This is a genomic window from Marisediminicola antarctica (assembly GCF_009930795.1).
Lineage (GTDB): Bacteria > Actinomycetota > Actinomycetes > Actinomycetales > Microbacteriaceae > Marisediminicola > Marisediminicola antarctica.
In genome coordinates, this window is the sequence record NZ_CP017146.1 from 2,344,524 (window position 1) to 2,363,005 (window position 18,482).

Annotated in this window: 20 protein-coding genes and 2 pseudogenes; 10 read left to right on the forward strand and 12 right to left on the reverse strand. The window is 67.2% G+C overall.

Features of this window, described 5'->3' with window-relative positions:
* Positions 1–64: 64 nt before the first annotated feature.
* A complete protein-coding gene (locus tag BHD05_RS16155) occupies positions 65–265 on the reverse strand; it encodes a hypothetical protein (protein WP_161886472.1) in 201 nt (66 codons plus the stop codon).
* A 55-nt stretch (positions 266–320) separates the two neighbouring features.
* Positions 321–893, reverse strand: a complete 573-nt coding sequence (locus tag BHD05_RS11030; protein ID WP_161886473.1) for a DUF222 domain-containing protein — start codon at positions 891–893, stop codon at positions 321–323.
* Positions 894–1,017: 124 nt separating this feature from the next.
* On the opposite strand from BHD05_RS11030, the gene BHD05_RS11035 reads away from it, so the two are divergent.
* A complete protein-coding gene (locus tag BHD05_RS11035) occupies positions 1,018–2,421 on the forward strand; it encodes a cell wall-binding repeat-containing protein (protein WP_161886474.1) in 1,404 nt (467 codons plus the stop codon).
* Here BHD05_RS11035 and BHD05_RS11040 read toward each other — a convergent pair.
* Genes BHD05_RS11040 through BHD05_RS11055 form a run of 4 tightly spaced genes read right to left on the reverse strand, consistent with a single transcriptional unit; the run spans position 2,371 to position 5,814 of the window.
* On the reverse strand, positions 2,371–3,063 hold the full coding sequence (locus BHD05_RS11040; RefSeq protein WP_161886475.1) for a TetR/AcrR family transcriptional regulator C-terminal domain-containing protein: 693 nt from the start codon (positions 3,061–3,063) through the stop codon (positions 2,371–2,373). The genes BHD05_RS11035 and BHD05_RS11040 overlap by 51 nt on opposite strands.
* A gap of 2 nt (positions 3,064–3,065) precedes the next feature.
* Positions 3,066–4,160, reverse strand: a complete 1,095-nt coding sequence (locus BHD05_RS11045; protein WP_161886476.1) for a zinc-binding dehydrogenase — start codon at positions 4,158–4,160, stop codon at positions 3,066–3,068.
* Complete coding sequence (locus tag BHD05_RS11050; protein WP_161886477.1) at positions 4,160–5,644, reverse strand: purine-cytosine permease family protein; 1,485 nt, start codon at positions 5,642–5,644, stop codon at positions 4,160–4,162. Before BHD05_RS11050 ends, BHD05_RS11045 begins: the two co-directional genes overlap by 1 nt.
* Entirely contained in the window at positions 5,641–5,814 is a 174-nt protein-coding gene (locus tag BHD05_RS11055) for a hypothetical protein (RefSeq protein ID WP_161886478.1), read from the reverse strand. Before BHD05_RS11055 ends, BHD05_RS11050 begins: the two co-directional genes overlap by 4 nt.
* Positions 5,815–5,945: 131 nt before the next feature.
* On the opposite strand from BHD05_RS11055, the gene BHD05_RS11060 reads away from it, so the two are divergent.
* Complete coding sequence (locus BHD05_RS11060) at positions 5,946–6,734, forward strand: nitrilase-related carbon-nitrogen hydrolase (RefSeq protein ID WP_236966508.1); 789 nt, start codon at positions 5,946–5,948, stop codon at positions 6,732–6,734.
* A 246-nt stretch (positions 6,735–6,980) separates the two neighbouring features.
* Here BHD05_RS11060 and BHD05_RS11065 read toward each other — a convergent pair whose 3' ends face one another.
* Genes BHD05_RS11065 through BHD05_RS15760 form a run of 3 tightly spaced genes read right to left on the reverse strand, consistent with a single transcriptional unit; the run spans position 6,981 to position 8,109 of the window.
* A complete protein-coding gene (locus BHD05_RS11065; RefSeq protein WP_161886480.1) occupies positions 6,981–7,553 on the reverse strand; it encodes a DUF4395 domain-containing protein in 573 nt (190 codons plus the stop codon).
* Positions 7,550–7,942 (reverse strand): hypothetical protein, encoded by a 393-nt coding sequence (locus tag BHD05_RS11070; protein WP_161886481.1) that lies wholly within the window; start codon positions 7,940–7,942, stop codon positions 7,550–7,552. The genes BHD05_RS11065 and BHD05_RS11070 overlap by 4 nt, the downstream gene beginning before the upstream one ends.
* An 8-nt stretch (positions 7,943–7,950) precedes the next feature.
* A complete protein-coding gene (locus BHD05_RS15760) occupies positions 7,951–8,109 on the reverse strand; it encodes a hypothetical protein (protein WP_202614201.1) in 159 nt (52 codons plus the stop codon).
* Between the two features lie 117 nt (positions 8,110–8,226).
* Here BHD05_RS15760 and BHD05_RS11075 point away from each other — a divergent pair.
* The 4 genes and pseudogenes from BHD05_RS11075 (at position 8,227) to BHD05_RS11090 (ending at position 11,365) form a co-directional block, all read left to right on the forward strand.
* A pseudogene (locus BHD05_RS11075) lies at positions 8,227–8,594 on the forward strand (thioredoxin family protein).
* A gap of 3 nt (positions 8,595–8,597) precedes the next feature.
* Positions 8,598–8,918, forward strand: a complete 321-nt coding sequence (locus BHD05_RS11080; protein ID WP_335920146.1) for a metal-sensitive transcriptional regulator — start codon at positions 8,598–8,600, stop codon at positions 8,916–8,918.
* Between the two features lie 18 nt (positions 8,919–8,936).
* Positions 8,937–9,308, forward strand: coding sequence for a rhodanese-like domain-containing protein (locus tag BHD05_RS11085; protein ID WP_161886482.1), 372 nt, complete (start codon positions 8,937–8,939; stop codon positions 9,306–9,308).
* A gap of 203 nt (positions 9,309–9,511) precedes the next feature.
* Positions 9,512–11,365, forward strand: coding sequence for a dienelactone hydrolase family protein (locus BHD05_RS11090; RefSeq protein ID WP_236966509.1), 1,854 nt, complete (start codon positions 9,512–9,514; stop codon positions 11,363–11,365).
* A 109-nt stretch (positions 11,366–11,474) separates the two neighbouring features.
* Here the strand turns inward: BHD05_RS11090 and BHD05_RS11095 are convergent, their stop codons facing one another.
* Positions 11,475–11,690, reverse strand: coding sequence for a hypothetical protein (locus BHD05_RS11095; protein WP_161886483.1), 216 nt, complete (start codon positions 11,688–11,690; stop codon positions 11,475–11,477).
* 131 nt (positions 11,691–11,821) lie between these two features.
* On the opposite strand from BHD05_RS11095, the gene BHD05_RS11100 reads away from it, so the two are divergent.
* Genes BHD05_RS11100 through BHD05_RS11110 form a run of 3 tightly spaced genes read left to right on the forward strand, consistent with a single transcriptional unit; the run spans position 11,822 to position 15,752 of the window.
* Positions 11,822–12,313, forward strand: coding sequence for a beta-class carbonic anhydrase (locus tag BHD05_RS11100; protein WP_161886484.1), 492 nt, complete (start codon positions 11,822–11,824; stop codon positions 12,311–12,313).
* A gap of 57 nt (positions 12,314–12,370) precedes the next feature.
* Positions 12,371–13,756: a MoxR family ATPase gene (locus BHD05_RS11105; protein WP_161886485.1), complete on the forward strand. Its 1,386-nt coding sequence runs from the start codon at positions 12,371–12,373 to the stop codon at positions 13,754–13,756.
* Entirely contained in the window at positions 13,749–15,752 is a 2,004-nt protein-coding gene (locus tag BHD05_RS11110) for a vWA domain-containing protein (protein ID WP_161886486.1), read from the forward strand. Before BHD05_RS11105 ends, BHD05_RS11110 begins: the two co-directional genes overlap by 8 nt.
* 54 nt (positions 15,753–15,806) lie before the next feature.
* Here the strand turns inward: BHD05_RS11110 and BHD05_RS11115 are convergent, their stop codons facing one another.
* Positions 15,807–17,633, reverse strand: a complete 1,827-nt coding sequence (locus BHD05_RS11115) for a thiamine pyrophosphate-requiring protein (protein ID WP_161886487.1) — start codon at positions 17,631–17,633, stop codon at positions 15,807–15,809.
* A 27-nt stretch (positions 17,634–17,660) separates the two neighbouring features.
* The gene (locus tag BHD05_RS16030; protein ID WP_161886488.1) at positions 17,661–17,780 is read right to left on the reverse strand and encodes a hypothetical protein; all 120 of its coding nucleotides are present in this window, start codon (positions 17,778–17,780) and stop codon (positions 17,661–17,663) included.
* Positions 17,781–18,105: 325 nt separating this feature from the next.
* On the opposite strand from BHD05_RS16030, the pseudogene BHD05_RS11125 reads away from it, so the two are divergent.
* Positions 18,106–18,357, forward strand: a pseudogene (locus BHD05_RS11125) (type I restriction enzyme endonuclease domain-containing protein); the annotation flags it as partial.
* Positions 18,358–18,482 lie beyond the last annotated feature (125 nt).

Consider the following 18,482-nt stretch of genomic DNA (forward strand, 5'->3'; position numbering starts at 1 on the left):
ACAGTGTTCGGAGCCCTCGCGCACATGGATTGGGATCGAACGCCGCGGCATAGGTCAGGTCAGGTCACCCCGCCATCGTCGCCCGCGTATATCCGACCGACTTCCACCTCTGAGCCGGATCCAACCAGGGCGGGGCGAGCAGCCAGGGCTTGCCGTTGACCATCGTCAGCGTGAACTCGGAGGCGTGCAGCCAGGTGTGGTGGGTACTGCACAGAAGCACACCATTGTCGATGTTGGTCTCGCCGCCCGCCTCATACTCGGTCACATGATGGGCGTCACACCATCCCGGTGGTGCCCCGCAGTTGATGACACAGCCGCCGTCACGGACCGCGAGCGCCTTGCGTTGGGCCGTCGAGAACAGGCGCTCCGGGCGCCCGAGATGGAGCACCTCGCCGTCGTCGCCGAGCACGATCTTCCGGTGTCCTCCACGTCTGGGTGCCTCGGGCGATGTCCTCCTCGCTGAGGAAGCGAGGCGTGGCGCCCGGCGCCGAGGCATCCGAGAAGGCAGCGCGCAGCAGCGCGGCGGAGGTGGGGTCGAGCGCGCCGGAGAACGGCGTCATCCCCTCCACCTCGCGGCCGAGGGAGAACCGCCGTCGGGCGCGAAGCACCTCTTCCCGGGGCTCGGCGCCGTCGGGATCGGGCGCCTCCCGCCACACCCGCGCGTGGAGGCCGACTATGTCGGCAGGCTCGACCGCCGCAGTGTCGACGAGGGACTGCTCCGCCGCAGCATTCACCCCCAGCTGGCCCGCGGTCAGCGCCGCGGCAACGATCGGGAAGGCCGCGGGGAGCTGCCGCCCATCCAGCGCCCGGCGGGGGCGCACGGCGGCACCGAGCCGGATGCGCCGCGCGGCCTCGGCCTGCGACACCCGGGTGAGGTGCTCGATGAGGTGCACGGGCCGGCGGTGGCGGAGGCGACAGGAGAGCCCCTCGGACAGCGAAAGCGGGTGCCCACGGCGGCAGGCACACCGGGACGAAGGTCCCTTACCTCGCGGGAATCGGCGGCTCAGGCTTGAGCACATGAGATCTCAGTTGCGCCACACCGTCGTGGCAATCCTTGCTCTCGCGGGCATCATGCTCTCCGCTGCTCCGGCCGCGGCGCAGCCGATACCGACACCCCTGGACCGGTACGGCACCGCCGCCGCTGCCGCGTTCGAGGCCTTCCCTGGTGGCTCGAACGTGGCCATCCTCGCGTCGGGGGAGAACTTCCCGGATGCCCTGGCCGCGGCACCGCTCGCCGCTTTCTACGACGCGCCGATCCTGCTGACGCAGATGGCGTCGCTTCCGCCGGTCACGGCGGCGGCGCTGGTCGAGCTCGGCGTCGCCGATGTGATCGTCATGGGCGGCCCCGGCGCCGTCAGCTTCGCGATCAGCAACGCCCTCGAGCTGAACTACCAGGTGGGCCGCGTCGCCGGTGACGATCGCTACGGCACCGCCGCACAGGCCGCGCGCGACGCGTTCCCCGCGGGCGCCGGCGTTGCGGTACTGGCATCGGGCGAGAACTTTCCGGATGCGCTGGCTGCGGCACCGCTCGCCGCGTTCTACGACGCGCCCATCCTGCTGACCGGACGAACGACCATCCCGCCGGTGACCGCCGCTGCCCTCGCCGATCTGGGCGTCGCCGACGTGATCATCATGGGCGGCCCCGGCGCAGTCAGCTTCGCGGTCAGCAACGCGCTCGAACTCGACTACCAAGTGAGCCGCGTCGCCGGTGACGACCGCTACGGCACCGCCGCACAGGCCGCCCTCGACGCGTTCCCCGCCGGGGCCAGCGTGGCTGTCCTCGCGTCAGGGGAGAACTTCCCCGACGCGCTCGCCGCCGCACCGCTCGCTGCGTTGTACAACGCGCCGATTCTGCTCACCGGCGGATCCGCCCTCCCGCCGGTGACGGCCGCAGTCCTGGCTGATCTGGGCGTCGCCGACGTGATCATCATGGGCGGCCCCGGGGCTGTCAGCTTGGCTGTCAGCAACGCGCTCGAACTCGACTATCAGGTAACCAGAGTCGCGGGGGGATCTGGTGTCACCCGCACCGTTCAGGTGTTCTTCGCGAACACCTCGCTCGGGGCCGAGTGCGACGACGTGTTCCCCGTGCCGCGCACCGTCGACGCCGCCGCGCCGCTCCGGCCTGCCCTCGAGGCCCTGCTCGCGGGTCCCACCCCGGCGGAGCAGGCCGTCGGCTACGGCGGGTGGTTCTCGTCGGCCACAGAAGGGACGCTCAACGACGTCAGCATCCAGTCCCGCATCGCCTACGCCGATTTCGACGATCTGCGCGCCATCATCCCGAACGCGTCGACCTCCTGCGGATCGGCGGGTTTGCTCTCCCAACTCGACTCGACGGCGACGCAGTTCGACATCGTCGATGACGCCCGGTACTCACTCCTCGGTTCCGAGGTCGAGTTCGCCGAGTGGCTCCAACTGGGCTGACCGAACCGATGAGGCAACCGTAGTCGGGTGGCCCGCGATTATCTCGAGGTTCGCAACTAGCGCGGCGATCCCTGCGTCGAAGGCCGTATCGGCTCGCTTGCCTGCCAGGCCGCCGCCGTGGAGCGCCTCGTGGAAGGCCGGATGCGGCTGCGGCTGCGTGACCCACGCCGGGACGGGAGACGCGGCGTCCATCGCGGAGCCGAGCATGTAGCTGTCGATGACCGAGACCGCGACGATCACCTCCCGGGAGTCGAACCCGTTGGCGGCGAGCAGCGCCGCGAGGCGCTCGTAGATCTCGAGGGTCGCATCGTCGGTCACGGCCTCGCCCACGAAGATCGGAATCGCCTTCGCATGCAGCGCGAGTGCGGCGCGATAGATCCTCGCCCACCGCACCACCTGCTCCCGCCAGGCCCCCTCGCCGGGCGGAAAACCGTCCTGTGCCAGCACGTCAGCGCTGATGAGCGATCTCATCCCGTTGATGATCTCGGGGCGGCCCTGAACATGGTGGTAGATCGATGAGGGGCTCACCCCCAACCGGCGGGCGAGACGCGGCAGTGTGAAGTCGCCTCGCTCGTCGACGAGTTCGAGCGCGGCGCGGCAGATCTTCTCCGGGGAGAGCAGCGGGCTGAGCGGCCTGCCCATGGTCAGAAGACGATCACGCTGCGGGCGCGCTCACCGCGCCGCATCGCGTCGAAGGCCTCATTCACCTCCTCGAGCGGGATGCGATGCGAGATGAGCTCGTCGACCGGGAGCTTGCCCGCGAGGTAGAGCTCGGCAATGCGGGGGAAGTCCCGCCCCGGCACGGTTGAACCATAGTTGGATCCGATGAGGGACTTGCCGCTTTCGGCGAGCGCGAGAGCATCGATGGCGACAGGCGTGTCCTGCGGCGGGAGCCCGACGATGATCGCCTTTCCACCGGGGGCTATGAGTCCGGGCAGCGACTCGATCGTCTCCACGCGGCCGATCGCCTCGAAGGCGTAGGCGGCACCATTGCCGGTGAGTTCCCTCACCCGGTCGGCGAGGTCGGGCCCGGCCTCGACCGTGTGGGTCGCCCCGAGACGACGGGCCGCCTCGAGCTTCTCCGCACTGCGATCGACGGCGATGATCGGGTTCGCGCCGACGAGCTTCAGCGCCATGATGATCGACAGGCCGACCCCGCCGCTGCCGACGACGACCGCGGAGGATCCTGCTTCGACGGCGGCGTCGTGCGTCACGGCGCCGAAGCCGGTGGCGATCGAGCATCCGATCAGGCTGGCAACGTCGAACGGAACGTCGTTGGGAATACGGATGGCGCCGGACTCGGGCACCACCGCGTACTCGCACATCGACCCGACCGCGAGGTACGGGAAGATGCGCTCGCCGCTGCGGCTCAGCGCGGTGCTGCCGTCGGGCAGCACGCACTCCTCCGACCGGCTCCCGGTGCAGACGTAGGCCTTGCCCGACAGACAGGCGACGCAACGGCGGCACGGATAGAACCACGAGAGGATCACGTGATCCCCGACCGCCACGTCGGTGACGCCCGCACCGATCGCCTCGACCGTTCCGGCGCCCTCGTGCCCCATGACAGTGGGGGAGGGCAGCGTCCAGTCGCCGTCGAGCACATGCCGGTCCGACCCGCACACCCCCGAGGCGCCCATCCGCACGAGCACGGCGCCTGGACCGGGATCGGCGACCTCGACGGATTGGATCTCGAGCGCGCTCGAGGAGCCGTCGTGCACCGCCGCGCGCGCGAGCCGCATCACGGCTGCTCGACCCGCGCCGGTGATGCCCCTGCGGCTGCGCTACCGGCGACGAAGTCGCCGATGCTGCGCCGCTTGTAGAGCAACGTGGCCAGCACGAAGTAGACGACACCTCCCACGATCGCGGCGGGCAGCGAGGCGGTCGTGTACGAGAAGAGCGGATGCGTCTCGAGCGTGATCGGGTTGTAGATCCAAAGGTAGAACGCGGCGCCGGCGATGACGGCGGCCATTCCCGCCCAGTTCACGCCTCCGTTGAAGTGGTAGGCGCTCGCTCGGCCGGGCAGGTAGAGGTCGCGCAGCGACACTCGCTGGCGGCGAAGCACGAAGTAGTCGACGATGATCGCGCCGCACATCGCCGAGAGGAACGCGCCGCTCAAGGTGACGAACGTCATGAACCTGTCGTACATGAACCCGGGGAAGAAGGCCAGAATCGCTGGCAGCACGAAGAAGCCGGCACACAGCCACCCCCATCTCACTCGTGAAAGCAGTTTGCCGCTGGCCTGGCGAATCGCGAGCACGGTCGAGTAGACGATCGACGAGCTGCTCGTGACATTGGCGAAGGCGATGAAGAGCAGTATGAACGCGCCGAGCACGGGCCCGCCGAAGGGCAACATCCACACGGTCGGATCGGAGTCGCCCAGGGTCAGCGCGGCGGCCATTCCCACGATCTGGGCAATGAGCGTCGCGATGAGCAGACCGCCGTAGGCGGGCCAGAGGGCCGCCCGCGGCGAGCGCGTCAGCCGGGCGAGTGAGCCCATCACGGGGTACCACGAGACACCGACCCCAGCGTTGAACTCGACCGCGAGCATGAAGTTGAGCTGGTCGTCCTCGAAGGGGGCGAGTGGGGCCGCCGTGAAGAGGGTATCCACCGAGGTGTTGAGTACGAGGTAGACCATCAGGAAAAGAGTCACGATGAGCAGGCCGGGCGCGATGAACTTGTTGAAGCGGCCGATCGTGACCGGACCGCGGGAGAGGATCCACCAGGAGACGGCGATCGCGAGCAGCGCGAAGAAGGTGACGAGCAGGCTTTCGGGCCCGAAATCGGTGCTGAACGCCGAGTTCGATACCTGGGTGACGGCGCGGCCGACCATGATCGCGAGCAGCGATGACCAGCCCATCTCGGTGATCAGAATGACAGTGAACACGAGCACTCCCACACCTACAACGCCGAAGACGGGCCGCAGCAGCGTGTACTGCTCGATGCCGTAGCGCTGACTCGAGACCACGCTCGCGAGCACCATGAAGCACAGGCCGATCGCATTGCCGATGACCATCGCCGCAATGCCCTGCTGGAATCCCACCAGCAACGCGGTGAACCCGCCGACGAGAAAAGCCCACGTTGCGATCGCGAGCGCAACGTTGACGCCGGTGAAGTCGGCCGCGTTCCAGATGCGCTCTTTCTTCAGCAGCGGGAGCGAGCCCAGCGCCGCAGTGTCGAGCTGAGCTCGGTCGGGTCGTGCGCCGCCGGCGCCCGGGGCGGTCACAGCGCCAGCACCAGGATGCCGACAAGCGCGATCACGACGGAGACGCCGACGAAGAGCGAGAGATCCGCCCCCGAGAGCGCGCGACGCGAGGGGTCGTTGCGCTCGATGGTGTCGATCACACCGAGCCTGGTCTCCAGCTCTGTGCCGATTCCTGCGTCCGCAGCATCCATGACTGCACTCCCTTGTTCAATCGAATGGCGTTCGGTTTTGGGTCAATAGTGGCCCTCGGCTACGGGTGTGTCAATTAGTATTCGGTGCACGACGCCCGCGACTGGCGAGACAGGAGAACGCAATGCTCAGGATGGCTGTTCTCCAGGCTGTCGCCGGAATCAACGCCGTGACCGAGAATCTCGAGAAGATCGCGATGTTCGCGCAGAGGGCGGCCCGCGAGGGAGCCGATCTGCTCGTGACCCCGGAGCTGTTCGCCACGGGGTACGCGCCCGCACTCGTGAAGCACTCCGACGGCGAGGCGATCCGAGCGGAGCTTGCCCGCATAGCCCGACAGCACGGCATCGCCCTCGTCGGCTCGAGCGTGGAGGCTGCAGGTTCCGACCTCCACATTTGCGCGTCGCTCTTCGACGATCGGGGCAGTGAGCTCACCCGCTATCGCAAGGCACACCTGTTCGGCCCCGACGAGAAGGCCGCATTCGCCCCGGGCGACGAGCTGCCCGAGCTGGTGCCCTTCCGCGGCCTCACCCTTGCGCTGGGCCTCTGCTACGACATCGAGTTTCCCGAATACGCCAGAAGCGCCGCGGTGCGGGGCGCCGATCTGCTCTGCATCCCCACCGCCGTGCCCACCACGGGCGATGTCGGCGGCGCCACCCCCCGGCTCTGCTACAACGCCGAGCGCATTTCGACCATGATGGTGCCGGTGCGGGCGCTCGAGAACGGCGTCTACATCGCCTACGCCAACCACACAGCGCCCGGATTCACCGGCCTCAGCTGCATCGCGAGCCCGTACGGAACATTTCTCGACGCGGCGGGCGATGGCGAAGAACTGCTTATCGCGGAGATCGACGAGGCGGAGGTGCGTCGGGCACGCAAGATCAACACCTACCTCGACTGCGTGCGCACCGACCTGTACGCCTAGGTGCGGTTCAGATCCTCGGGGTGGGCAGATGTGCCCGGGTTATGATTGGGGTCCCGATTCACACCTTGATCTGGAAGGCCACCGTGCGGTTTCTTCGATACCTCCCCATCATCCTGCCGATGGCGCGCCGGGCTTGGCGCAGTCCGCAGGGTCAGGCGATGATCGCCCAGGCAAAGGCGGCTTACGCCAACCGCAACCGGCCCTAGGAAGCGCGGTTCGCGGCGCACGGAGGCGGTGAGCCAAACTCTATTGCCGCCGATCCATGGGCGTCAACACAGTGTGGCGTTCCCCCCGCTTCGGCGGCACGTAGCTGCAGGTGTCGCCCGCGCACAGCTCGGGCTTCGTCCTGGCGAACATCCGCTGCAGCTCGCAGCCCACGCAGATGCCGAATGCGCTCTCGATGAAGAGAAGCCCGAGACACAGCGCACAAAGGGCGAGGGTGAAGCCGTTGGCGATATTCAGAAAGCCCATCACGCCGCACGAGACGAACGCCATGCCGAGGCCGAACGACCAGGCGAGCCTCTTCTGGGCCCCGCCGACCCACTCGGGCCGTTGCCTCCATACGAGCAGCGTGCCGATGATCAGGCTCGGCGTGTATTTCGTTCCGACAAAGAGCCTCAGGATCATGTCGACCATGAAGGCGGCCCCGAACATCCGTAGCGGTTGGAAGTCGCCTGTGAGGGCGGCGACCATGAATGCGACGATGCCGCCGAGAAACAGAAGACCGGCGGACGCCCGGACCGCTCGCTCGTTGACAACGGGGATGTCGATGCCGTCGACGCGTTCGCCGATGATCGGCGCCTCCGCGGTGACTGTCACGGGGTCGTTTCGAGCGTTTCGTTGGACTGCTCCGACGGAGTGAGCTCTGCCGCGATGTCGGTCATGGCCTGGATGCCCCCGGCACGGTAAGCCTCCCAGTCCCTCGCCTCGGGTCCGCCCGGCAGGCGCGTGTCCGCCCAGCCTGCACTGAGCGTGCCGGCCGCGTCGACGGCCTGCGCGAGATCGGTCTCGTCGGCGATCTGACGCACGAGTTCGCCGAGCGCCGCCACTCTGCCTTCGTAGAACTTCGCGGCCGGATGCGAGCGCCCGTCCTTCGCGAGTGTGCAGGCTGACACGTCACCGAGCAGCCTCGACCACTCTTCCGTGGCGAGGCGGCGTGCGGCCATCACGGTCGTCCGGACGGGGCGAGCCGTGGCCACGGGAATCATGCCGCTGCTTAGCGGCTGGGGAACAGCGCGGGGGAGGCCGCCGTCGCGCTCTCGTGGCCGGCGCAGAGCTGCGCATCCGGAATTCCCTGCAGCGCTTCCTCGACGTGCTGACCGCAGCCGTCCCAGGTTGTTTTTCCGCAGACGGGACAGGCGATTGTGTAGCACATGAGGGCTCCTTCGAACTGGTTGGGTCGAGAGTAGCATACCCCCAGGGGTATATGCTTTACTGGATCCAGCCACCACGAATAGGCGGCGGCCTGACGCTTTGACCGAAAGGAACCCCGATGGCAACCATCGACCTGACATCCAACTCATTCAGCCAGGCCGTCGACGACAACGGCATCCTCATCGTTGACTTCTGGGCGGCGTGGTGCGGCCCTGCCGCGCGTTCGCTCCCGTCTTTCAGGCGGCATCCGAGGCCCACCCCGACGTCACCTTCGGAAAGGTCGACACCGAGGCGGAGCAGCAGCTCGCCAGTGCCGCGGGTATCTCGTCGATCCCCACCCTCATGGTCTTCCGCGACCGGATTCTCGTCTTCTCGCAGCCCGGCGCTCTCAGCACGCCCCAGCTCGAGCAGGTGATCACCGGGGTTAAGGGCCTCGACATGGACGAGATCAGCAGCAAGATGGCGGCCACCGCCACGAATGCCTGAGCCGTGGTGCCCGCGAATGGCATTGCGCCACTTCGGCCCGTCGCTCGCCCGACGGACGAAGCGGAGGCCCAGCGCAAGATCGCGAACCGCCTGAAGCGGGCACGCGGGCAGCTCGGCGGCGTCATCGCCGCGCTGGAGTCCGGCGCGGACTGTCCTGCCACACTCACCCAGCTCTCCGCCGTCTCGGGTGCGGTCAACCGCGCAAAGCACGCCGTCATTTCGTCCGCGATGCGTGAATGCCTGACGCCCGCGGATGCCGGCGGGACGGCGACGGGCACCCCCACCATCCGCGAGCTCGAAAAACTGTTCATCAAGTACGCCTGAAACGAAAGACACTCACCCATGAAGATCACCTCCCGCCTCCTCGCCTCAGTGGCGATCGCCGCCACCCTCGCTTTCGGCGTCGCCGCGTGCGCTCCCGCCGCTGAACCCATCTCGATCTCGGCCGAGACGGTGGTCATCGACGTGCGCACACCCGAGGAGTTCGCCTCCGGCCACCTCGACGGGGCAGTGAACATCGATGTGCAGTCGTCATCGTTCGATGAAACGGTCTCGGAGTTGCCGACCGACGGCGAGTACGTCGTCTACTGCCGCTCCGGCAATCGCTCCGCCGCCGCCATCGACCGCATGGAGGGCCTCGGGTTCACCACGCTGACCAACGCGGGCGCTGTCGGGGCCGCCTCGGAGTCGACAGGGTTGGCGATCACGAAGTAGCCAGCGCGACAGCAGGCCATCGGCTGCGGGCCATCGGTAGTGCGCACAGATGTGCACCCCGCACTGGCGCAGGTTGCGTCGAGAGCACGCGAACCTGCACGAATGTGCACCTGAATTGCTCAAGCCGAGGTCGCGACCTGAGTAGAGTTCCAATTCTGGGCTGCGTGTGTGGCCGGTAACCCGCCAATGGAGGAATGGGAACAATGAAGAGAAACACGGCCCAGAGGAACGGCGTCTGGTTGGCGCTCTCCCTGATTCTTTGTCTTGTGTCCGGGATCGGTGCGTCGGTCGTTCAGACCGCTGCCGGGTCGATCGACGTGAAGGACCTGCGCTGGGAGACCTCGACGGGGCAAGAGCTGAGCGCGCTTCTGTTCACGCCGGACTCCGCCACCGCCGACCAGCCCGCACCGGCGATCGTCGTGAGCCACGGCTGGTGGAACAACCGCGAGATGCAGGACGCGAACTACGTCGAGCTTGCGCGTCGCGGCTTCGTCGTCATCTCGATCGACATGTACGGGCACGGCAACTCCGACCGTCTCACGGCTGGCGCGGAGTCAGTCAACGGCACCGGCATGTATGCCGCTGTCGAGCTGCTCGCCGACCTGCCCTACGTCGACGCGGACCAAATCGGTGTCACCGGGCACTCGAACGGGGCCAGGGCCGCCAACTTCTCAATGCCAATCGATGATGCGGCGGAGACTCCGCTCATCTCGGCGGTACTCCTCGTCGACAATGACGGCGTCTACCGTGATGCCGACAACGACAACGAATTCTTCAACCTGTATGGAACCCGGGATGTCGGGATCGTCGCCGACCAGTACGACGAGTTCTTCTTCCGCAGCTACAACGCGGACGGCGTCGCGGTGACCGCGCCGCGCGACTACATCACCACCGACAACGCCCAGTCGTTCCTCGCCTTCGGCACCGACCCGGCTGCACGCGGAGAGGACCGCGTTGCAGGCGAGTTCTACACTGATCAGGTCGACGGTACCGAGGCGACGCGTGTCATCTACACGCCGGCCCAGACGCATCCGTGGGGCCCGTTCTCTGCCCAGACGACGGAACACACCATCGAATTCTTTGAGAATGCGCTCGGCGCACCCAGCCCGATCGATGCCGGATCTCAGGTATGGCAGTTCAAGGCGTTCTTCAACGCCCTCGGCCTGATCGGATTCGCCATCTTCCTGGTCGCGTTCACGCGCGCGCTGCTGACCACTCGAGCGTTCGCATCACTCACCGTCGGGAGCCCGGGCGTGGCCCAGCCGACCACCAGGAAGGGGCTTGCCTGGTTCTGGGGCGGGCTCGTCGTCTCTGCGGTCATCTCCGGCTGGAGCTGGGTGGCGCTCAGCCAGACCCCGGCCGTGGGGGCGCTCGCGTTCAACCTGGTGCCATCCGTCTTCCCGCAGGGCGCCGTCACCTTCGTCGCGTTCTGGGCCGCAATCAATGGCCTCGCGGCGATTGTGATCATGGCCGTGTTCTACCTCGCTTTCGGGCGCAAGAACGGCGTGAGGCTGCGTGCATCCGGAGTTCTCCCCGGCTGGAAGAAGACGTTGCTCGGAAGCGCCCTCGGCGTCGTCGTGGTCGCCGCCGCCTTCGGGATCGTGTTCCTGATGGACTACTTCTTCACGACGGACTTCCGACTCTGGGTTCTCGCGATCAAGGCGTTCACCCCCGACAAGCTCGGTATCGCACTGATCTACCTGCCGTTCTTCGTGTTCTTCTACATCGCCAGCTCGATCGCCGTCAACTCGTTCAACCGGTTCTCGATCGCGGGCAAGGAGTGGATCAACACGGCGATCCTGGCGTTGTTCATCTCGCTCGGAGCGCTCGTGCTCGTGGTCGCGCAATACACGACCTTCGCGGTCACGGGAGAACTCATTCCGGGATTCGGGGGCATCTTCAGCATCTGGCTGTTCCCGATCATCGTCATCCTGGCTGTGAGCGTCGTCATCACGCGCAAGATCTATCGCGCGACGGGCAACCCGTACATCGGCGGTGTCATCAACGGCGTCGTCGCCACCCTGATTGCCGTCACCAACTCGCTCACCTTCACCTGATGAAGCGCGCTGCCGGGCCAGGTCGACTGGTCCGGCAGCGTGGACGCAGCGGCCGCCTCGGCCACCTCATGGTCGCGAGAGTGTCGATTTAGGGTGCGCGGAGGAGCTGCTAGGAGTAGTCAGCGCCGGGCACACCCGCGCGCCGGTACTCGAAGTCGTCGCTCCCCGATACGAGTTCCCAGACCTGCTCCACCCCCGGCTCGCCCATCGCACGAACGAAGCTCTTCTGGGGCATCCCCTCGATGAACTCGAGTTCGACGGTTTCGGCGTTCTCGCCGTCATCCTCACCCTGGACGAGGCGCGCGGTATACATGGAATCAGTCATGCGTCGACCGTAGTCGAGACCCGCGGACGATCGTGAGGGCCTTGACTGGCGATCAGGCTGCACCCGAATGACCCGCGGGACCAGTGGATGTGAAGATGGATACATCGCCTCTAGACAGTAAGGACCTCCAGATGACCATCACCGATGAACTACTCCGCAACAACGAGCAGTACGCCGCCCAGTTCTCTGGCCCGCTGCCATTGCCGCCGAGCCGACACCTCGCCGTGCTGGCCTGCATGGATGCCCGGATCGACGTCTACCGGGCACTGGGGTTGAACGAGGGCGAGTCGCACGTCATCCGCAACGCTGGCGGTGTCGTGACGGAAGACGGTATCCGCTCGCTCGCGATCAGCCAGCGGCTGCTCGGAACCGAGGAGATCATCCTCATCCACCACACCGACTGCGGCATGCTCACTTTCACCGATGACGGGTTCAAGCAGAGCATCCAGGACGAGGTCGGAATTCGCCCCCCGTGGGCCGCCGAGTCGTTTCCCGATCCGTTCGACGACGTGACGCAGTCGATCAACCGGATCATGGCGAGCCCGTTCATTCCTCAGAAGGGTTCCGTGCGCGGATTCGTCTTCGATGTCGCCACGGGCAAGCTCATCGAGGTGACTGTCTAGCTGGCATGGGGCGGATTCACTGCCTCGACCGGTGGGACGCGGCGTAGGTTTGCTGGGGTGACGATACCTACCCCGGCAACGGTCGGCGAGCTCCGCGCCTCGGGCCATGTGCAGAAGACCCTCCGCGTCGAGATTCGCGACAATCTCCTGGCCGCCCTGCGCGAGGGCCGCGATCCGTGGCCCGGCCTGCACGGGCTCGACTCCACCGTCATCCCACAGCTCGAGCGTGCACTCATCGCCGGTCACGACATCGTGCTGCTGGGCGAGAGGGGACAGGGCAAGACCCGCCTGTTGCGCACGATGGTCGGTCTGCTCGACGAGTGGTCTCCGGTGATCGCGGGGTCCGAGCTCGGCGAGCATCCGTTCGACCCCATCACGGTGACGAGCCGTCGCCGCGCCGCCGAGCTGGGCGACGATCTGCCGGTCGCCTGGCGTGGACGCGACGAGCGTTATTCCGAGAAGCTCGCCACCCCCGACACAAGCGTCGCCGACCTGATCGGCGACGTCGACCCGATGAAGGTCGCCGAGGGCCGCAGCCTCGGCGACCCCGAGACGATTCACTTCGGCCTCATTCCGCGCAGCCACCGGGGGATCGTGGCCATCAACGAGCTGCCCGACCTCGCCGAGCGCATTCAGGTCGCGATGCTCAACGTGATGGAGGAGCGCGACATCCAGATCCGCGGCTACGTACTGCGACTCCCTTTGGACGTGCTGGTGCTGGCCACCGCCAACCCGGAGGACTACACGAACCGGGGTCGCATAATCACCCCTCTGAAAGACCGCTTCGGCGCCGAGATCCGCACCCACTATCCGACCGAGCTGGTCGACGAAATCGCCATCATCGGGCAGGAGTCCGACCTCGTCGCCGACGTTCCCGACTACCTCGTCGAGATCCTCGCCCGCTTCACCCGTGCCTTGCGCGGCTCGAGCGCGGTCGACCAGCGCAGTGGAGTCAGCGCCCGCTTCGCGATCGCCGGCGCCGAGACCATCGCTGCGGCCGCCATACACCGCGCCACCCGCCAGGGTGAGACGGATGCCGTGGCCCGCCCGGTCGATCTCGAGACGGCCGTCGACGTGCTCGGCGGCAAGATCGAGTTCGAATCGTCCGAGGAGGGGCGGGAGGACGAAATTCTCGACCACCTGCTGCGTACCGCGACGGCCGAGACGGTGAGGGCGCACTTTCGCGGGGTCGACTTCTCCGTGCTGGTGGAGGCGATCGAGGCCGGTGCCCTGGTCACGACGGGCGAGCAGGTCACCGCTCGCGCCTTCCTCGACGGGCTGCCGGTGCTCGGCGAGTCCGAGCTGTATGACGAGGTCTGCGACCGGGTCGGTGCGATGAGCGACGGGCAGCGGGCAGGTGCCATCGAGTTGGCTCTCGAGGGACTCTACCTGCAGCGTCGGATCAGCAAGGAGAGCGGCGGGGGCGAGACGACCTATGGGTAGGGCCAACCGTCGACTCACCCGCGCCGCCCGCTACGGCAGGTACGCGGGCGGGCCCGATCCGCTCGCCCCGCCCGTCGACCTGGCCGAGGCGCTCGACGCCATCGGCGAGGACGTCATGGCGGGCTACTCGCCCGAGCGGGCGATGCGCGAGTTCCTGCGGCGCGGCGGCACCGACCGGGCCGGCCTCGACGACCTGGCCCGCAGGGTGGCCGAGCGCAGGCGGGAGCTGACCCGGCGGCACAACCTCGACGGCACCCTTGAGGAGGTCAGGGAGCTGCTCCAGAAGGCGGTCACGGCCGAACGCGCGCAGCTCGCCCGTGATGTCGACCTGGACGACGGCGACCGGATGCTGGCCGAGATGCAGCTCGAGAACCTCCCGGCATCCACTCCCGCGGCGGTCAGCGAACTGGGCGACTACGACTGGCGCAGCGGCGAGGCCCGCGCCGACTTCGAGAAGATCAAGGATCTGCTGGGCCGGGAGATGCTCGACCAGCGATTCGCAGGAATGAAAAAAGCGCTCGAGAACGCCACCGACACCGACCGGGCCGCGATCAACGAGATGCTCCGCGATCTCAATGACCTGCTCGCCGCGCACGAGAGCGGCGACGACACCCCCGACCAGTTCGACGAGTTCATGGACAAGCACGGCGACTTCTTCCCGGAGAATCCCGCAAACATCGACGAGCTTCTCGACGCGCTCGCCCAGCGCGCCGCCGCCGCCGCGCGGATGCGCAACTCCATGACCCAGGAGCAGCGCGACGAGCTCGACGCGCTGGCCGGGCAGGCCTTCGGCTCACCCGAGCTCATGCAGTCGCTCGCTCAGCTCGACGGTCACCTCCAGGCGTTGCGCCCGGGGGAGGACTGGGGCGGCTCGGAGCGCATGGAGGGTGGGGAGGGGCTCGGCCTGGGCGACGGCACGGGCGTGTTCCAGGATCTCGCCGACCTCGACGAGTTGTCCGAGCAGCTCACGCAGTCATACAGCGGGTCGAGCATGGACGACCTCGACCTCGACAAGCTGACCCGGCAGCTCGGCGACGTGGCGGCGGCCGACGCCCGCACGCTCCAGCAGCTCGACGCTGCGCTTCGCGATCCCGGCACCATGAAGCGCGGTTCCGACGGTGCGCTCAGGCTGACGCCGAAAGCAATGCGCCAGCTCGGTAAGGCGCTATTGCGCGATGTCGCGGCCCGGATGTCCGGGCGCCAGGGCAACCGTGATGTGGCGACCGCCGGTGCCGCGGGGGAGTTCTCGGGGGCCACCCGCGAGTGGGCCTTCGGCGACACCGAGCCGTGGGACGTGACCCGCACGATCACCAACGCCATCGCCCGTACGGCGGGGGAGGGCAGCGGGACCGCTGCGGGCATCCGGCTCGAGATCGGCGACGTCGAGGTACAGGAGACCGAGGCCCGCACACGGGCGTGCGTGGCGCTGCTGGTCGACACGTCGTTCTCGATGGCCATCGACGGCCGGTGGGTGCCGATGAAACGCACCGCGCTCGCGCTCCACACGCTCATCACGAGTCGTTTTCGCGGCGACGACCTTCAGCTCATCGCCTTCGGCCGTGTGGCGGAAGTCATGGAGATCGAGCACCTCACCGGCCTCGACGCGGAATACGAGAAGGGCACCAACCTGCATCACGCCCTGATGCTGGCGAATCGGCACTTCCGCCGGCATCCGACCGCCCAGCCGGTACTGCTCATCGTCACCGACGGCGAGCCGACCTCGCACCTCGAGGCCGGCGGCGACGTCTTCTTCAGCTACCCGCCACACCCGGTGACGGTGGCCCTGGCCGTGCGCGAGCTCGACAACTCGATGCGCCTCGGCGCACACACGACCTTCTTCCGCCTCGGCGAAGACCCGGGGCTCGCCCGGTTCGTCGACTCTCTGGCGACGCGGGTCGGCGGCAGCGTCGTGGCACCCGAGCTCGACGACCTGGGTGCCGCGGTAGTCGGCTCGTATCTGGGTTCGCGTCGGCGGGATGGCGGGGTCAGCGCCTGAGTAGTGCGGCCGCCGGTGCCGCCCCCCACCCTGGGATCGCCGACGGGGCATCAGTCATTTCTCGTCGTCGCGGCGGTGGAGTGCGTTTTTCACCCGGCCGATGCCCTCGACGGCCATCGCTGTGGCGGAGTCCTTGATCACGTTCAATCCCATCGGGTCGCCCTTGAGCAGCGCCTTCGCTGTGTTGATGGCATACTCGGCCGTGATGTGGGGCGGCAGCGGGGGCACGTTCCGACTCACGTACGCGTCGATCACCGTCACGCCGGGGTGCGCAAAGGCCTCGTCCCAGGCCGCAGCGGCCTGGTCGTCCTTCGTGACCTTGATGCCCTTGAAACCGAGGAGCTCTGCGTAGCCGGCGTAGTCCATCGTCTCGACGTCCTGCGAGCCGCGCCACAGGGGGTTGCCATCTTCGGTGCGCATCTCCCATGACACTTGGGCGAGGTCATCGTTGTGCATGATCGCGATGATCAGCTGTTTGTTGGACCATTTCGCAAGGTACTTCTTGACGGTGATGAGCTCGTTCATTCCGAGCATCTGGAACGCACCGTCGCCGATGGTGCAGACGACGGTGCGGTCGGGGAAGGCGAACTTCGCCGCCGTCGCGTATGGCATCGCCGCGAGCATGGTGGCGAGGCGACCGGAGAGGTCGCCCATCATGCCGCGACGCAACCGGATGTGGTGGCCGTACCAGTCGGCCGTGGTGCCGGCGTCGCAGGTGACGATCGCGTTCTCGGGCAGGCGCTGGTTCAGCTCATGGAAGACACGGCGCGGGTTGACGCCGTCGTCGTAGCCGATCATCGCTTGATCGTGCATCTCGCGCTCCCAGTCGACCATGTCGGCGGCGATCTTCTCCTGCCAGGAGCGGTCCTCTGCGCGCGCGAGCAGGGGGATGAGCGCCTGCAGCACGGCTTTGACGTCGCCCCAGAGGTTCAGTTCGGTCGGGTAGCGGATGCCGAGTTGCTCGGGTTTGAGGTCGACCTGAACGGCGCGGGCCTGCCCGGTCGCGGGCAGGAACTGGCCGTAGGGGTAGTTGGAGCCGAGCAGGACGAGGGTGTCGCAGTCCTTCATCTGATCGAGGCTCGGCTTGGACCCCAACAGTCCCAGCTGTTGGGTGTGCCAGGGGATGTCGGAGGGGACGACCTGCTTGCCGCGCAGGGCGGTAATGATGCCGGCGCCGGCGAGGTCGGCGGCCTCGAGGACCTCGTCGGTGGCACCTCTGGCACCGTGGCCGACGATGAAGCTGACCTTCGACCCGGCGTTGATGATCTCGGCCATCTTCACGATCTCTGACAGGGGCGGTGTGATCGCGGTCGACGGGGCGACGGCGCTCGAGCGCGAGACCCAGTTCTCGGGCTCGGGCTCGCTCCATTTCATCGCCTGAACGTCGTGGGGCAGAATGACGACGGCCGGCTGCAGTCGCAGTCGTGCGGTGCGGAACGCTGTGTCGATGACCGCTTGCGCCTGGTCGGGCGAGACGATCGTCTGCACGTAACAAGCCATATCGGCGAAGACCCGCTCAAGATTGTTTTCCTGCTGCACGAACGTGCCCAACGAGGCCAGCCCTTGCTGGCCGATGATCGCGACGACCGGCTGATTGTCCATCTGCGCGTCGTAGAGACCATTCAGCATGTGGAAGGCACCCGGGCCGGAGGTGGCAATGCACACGCCGACCTCTCCGGTGAACTTCGCGTGGGCGGTCGCCATCAGCGAGCAGATCTCCTCGTGCGTCGGGCGGATGTACTCAACGCCTTTTCCCTCCCGCTCGGCCTTGCCGAGCATGCCGTCCATTTCGCCGATCCCGTCGCCGGGAAACCCGAAGACGCGGCTGACACCCCACTCCTTGATGCGCTGGATGATGAACTCGCTCACATTCATTGCCATGTCGGATCCTTTCGCTGGTGGTTTCGGTCAATTCGCGAGGTTGCCACCGGCGGCGAGCCGGTCGGCCGCCCTGGCCGCGACGGCCATGACGATCAGCGCCGGGTTGGCGCTTCCCTGCGTCGGGAGGATGCTGCCGTCGGTGATCATGAGGTTGGGGACGGCGCCCTCGCCTAGTAGCAGGGGCAGTGTCGTGTCGTGGCCCTTCCAAGTTTGTTCGAGAGCCTAATTCGCGTGCGAAGCGTTCGCTAGAGGTCACGACGAGGCGGCGGCAGTCTGACCTGATGCCGACACTGGTGGAGTTGCTCCAACGTGAAGCGCCCACACTGCGAAAGCGTCGGCAAAGCCTCCATGCGCACCATCGGCGCTATCGGCGCTATCGGCGGCAACATAGTCAACTACCTGATCCCCGCCCTCGCCCTCGTCTGCGAAACCTGCGCAAGATGATCGGATTTGTCAGAGAGAACCTCGCGGAGGGATTCTGGTCCAGATCGCCCGCGACCTTGCCGATGTCAGGCGGCGCGATGTGCGCGCCGACTGGACCGCGCGTGACGAAGTGCGGGCCATACTGCGCGCGTCGATCAAGCGTCTGCTCGTGAAGAACGGCTATCCGCCGGACAAGCAGCCCGACGCGATCCGGCTCGTGATGGAGCAGATGAAGACGATGGCGCCGCGGTACACGGAGGACCGGACCGAGGACCGCTACGCGGCAACAACCGAGAAATAGAAGGCGTCTGCGCCCGTACGGAGCATCCGCCCCCGCACGACCGGGGGCAGACGCGACGTACGGGCGCACAGGTCGCACAACGCCACCCCAGCAAGCACCGCCACCCCAGCAAGCACCGCCACCCC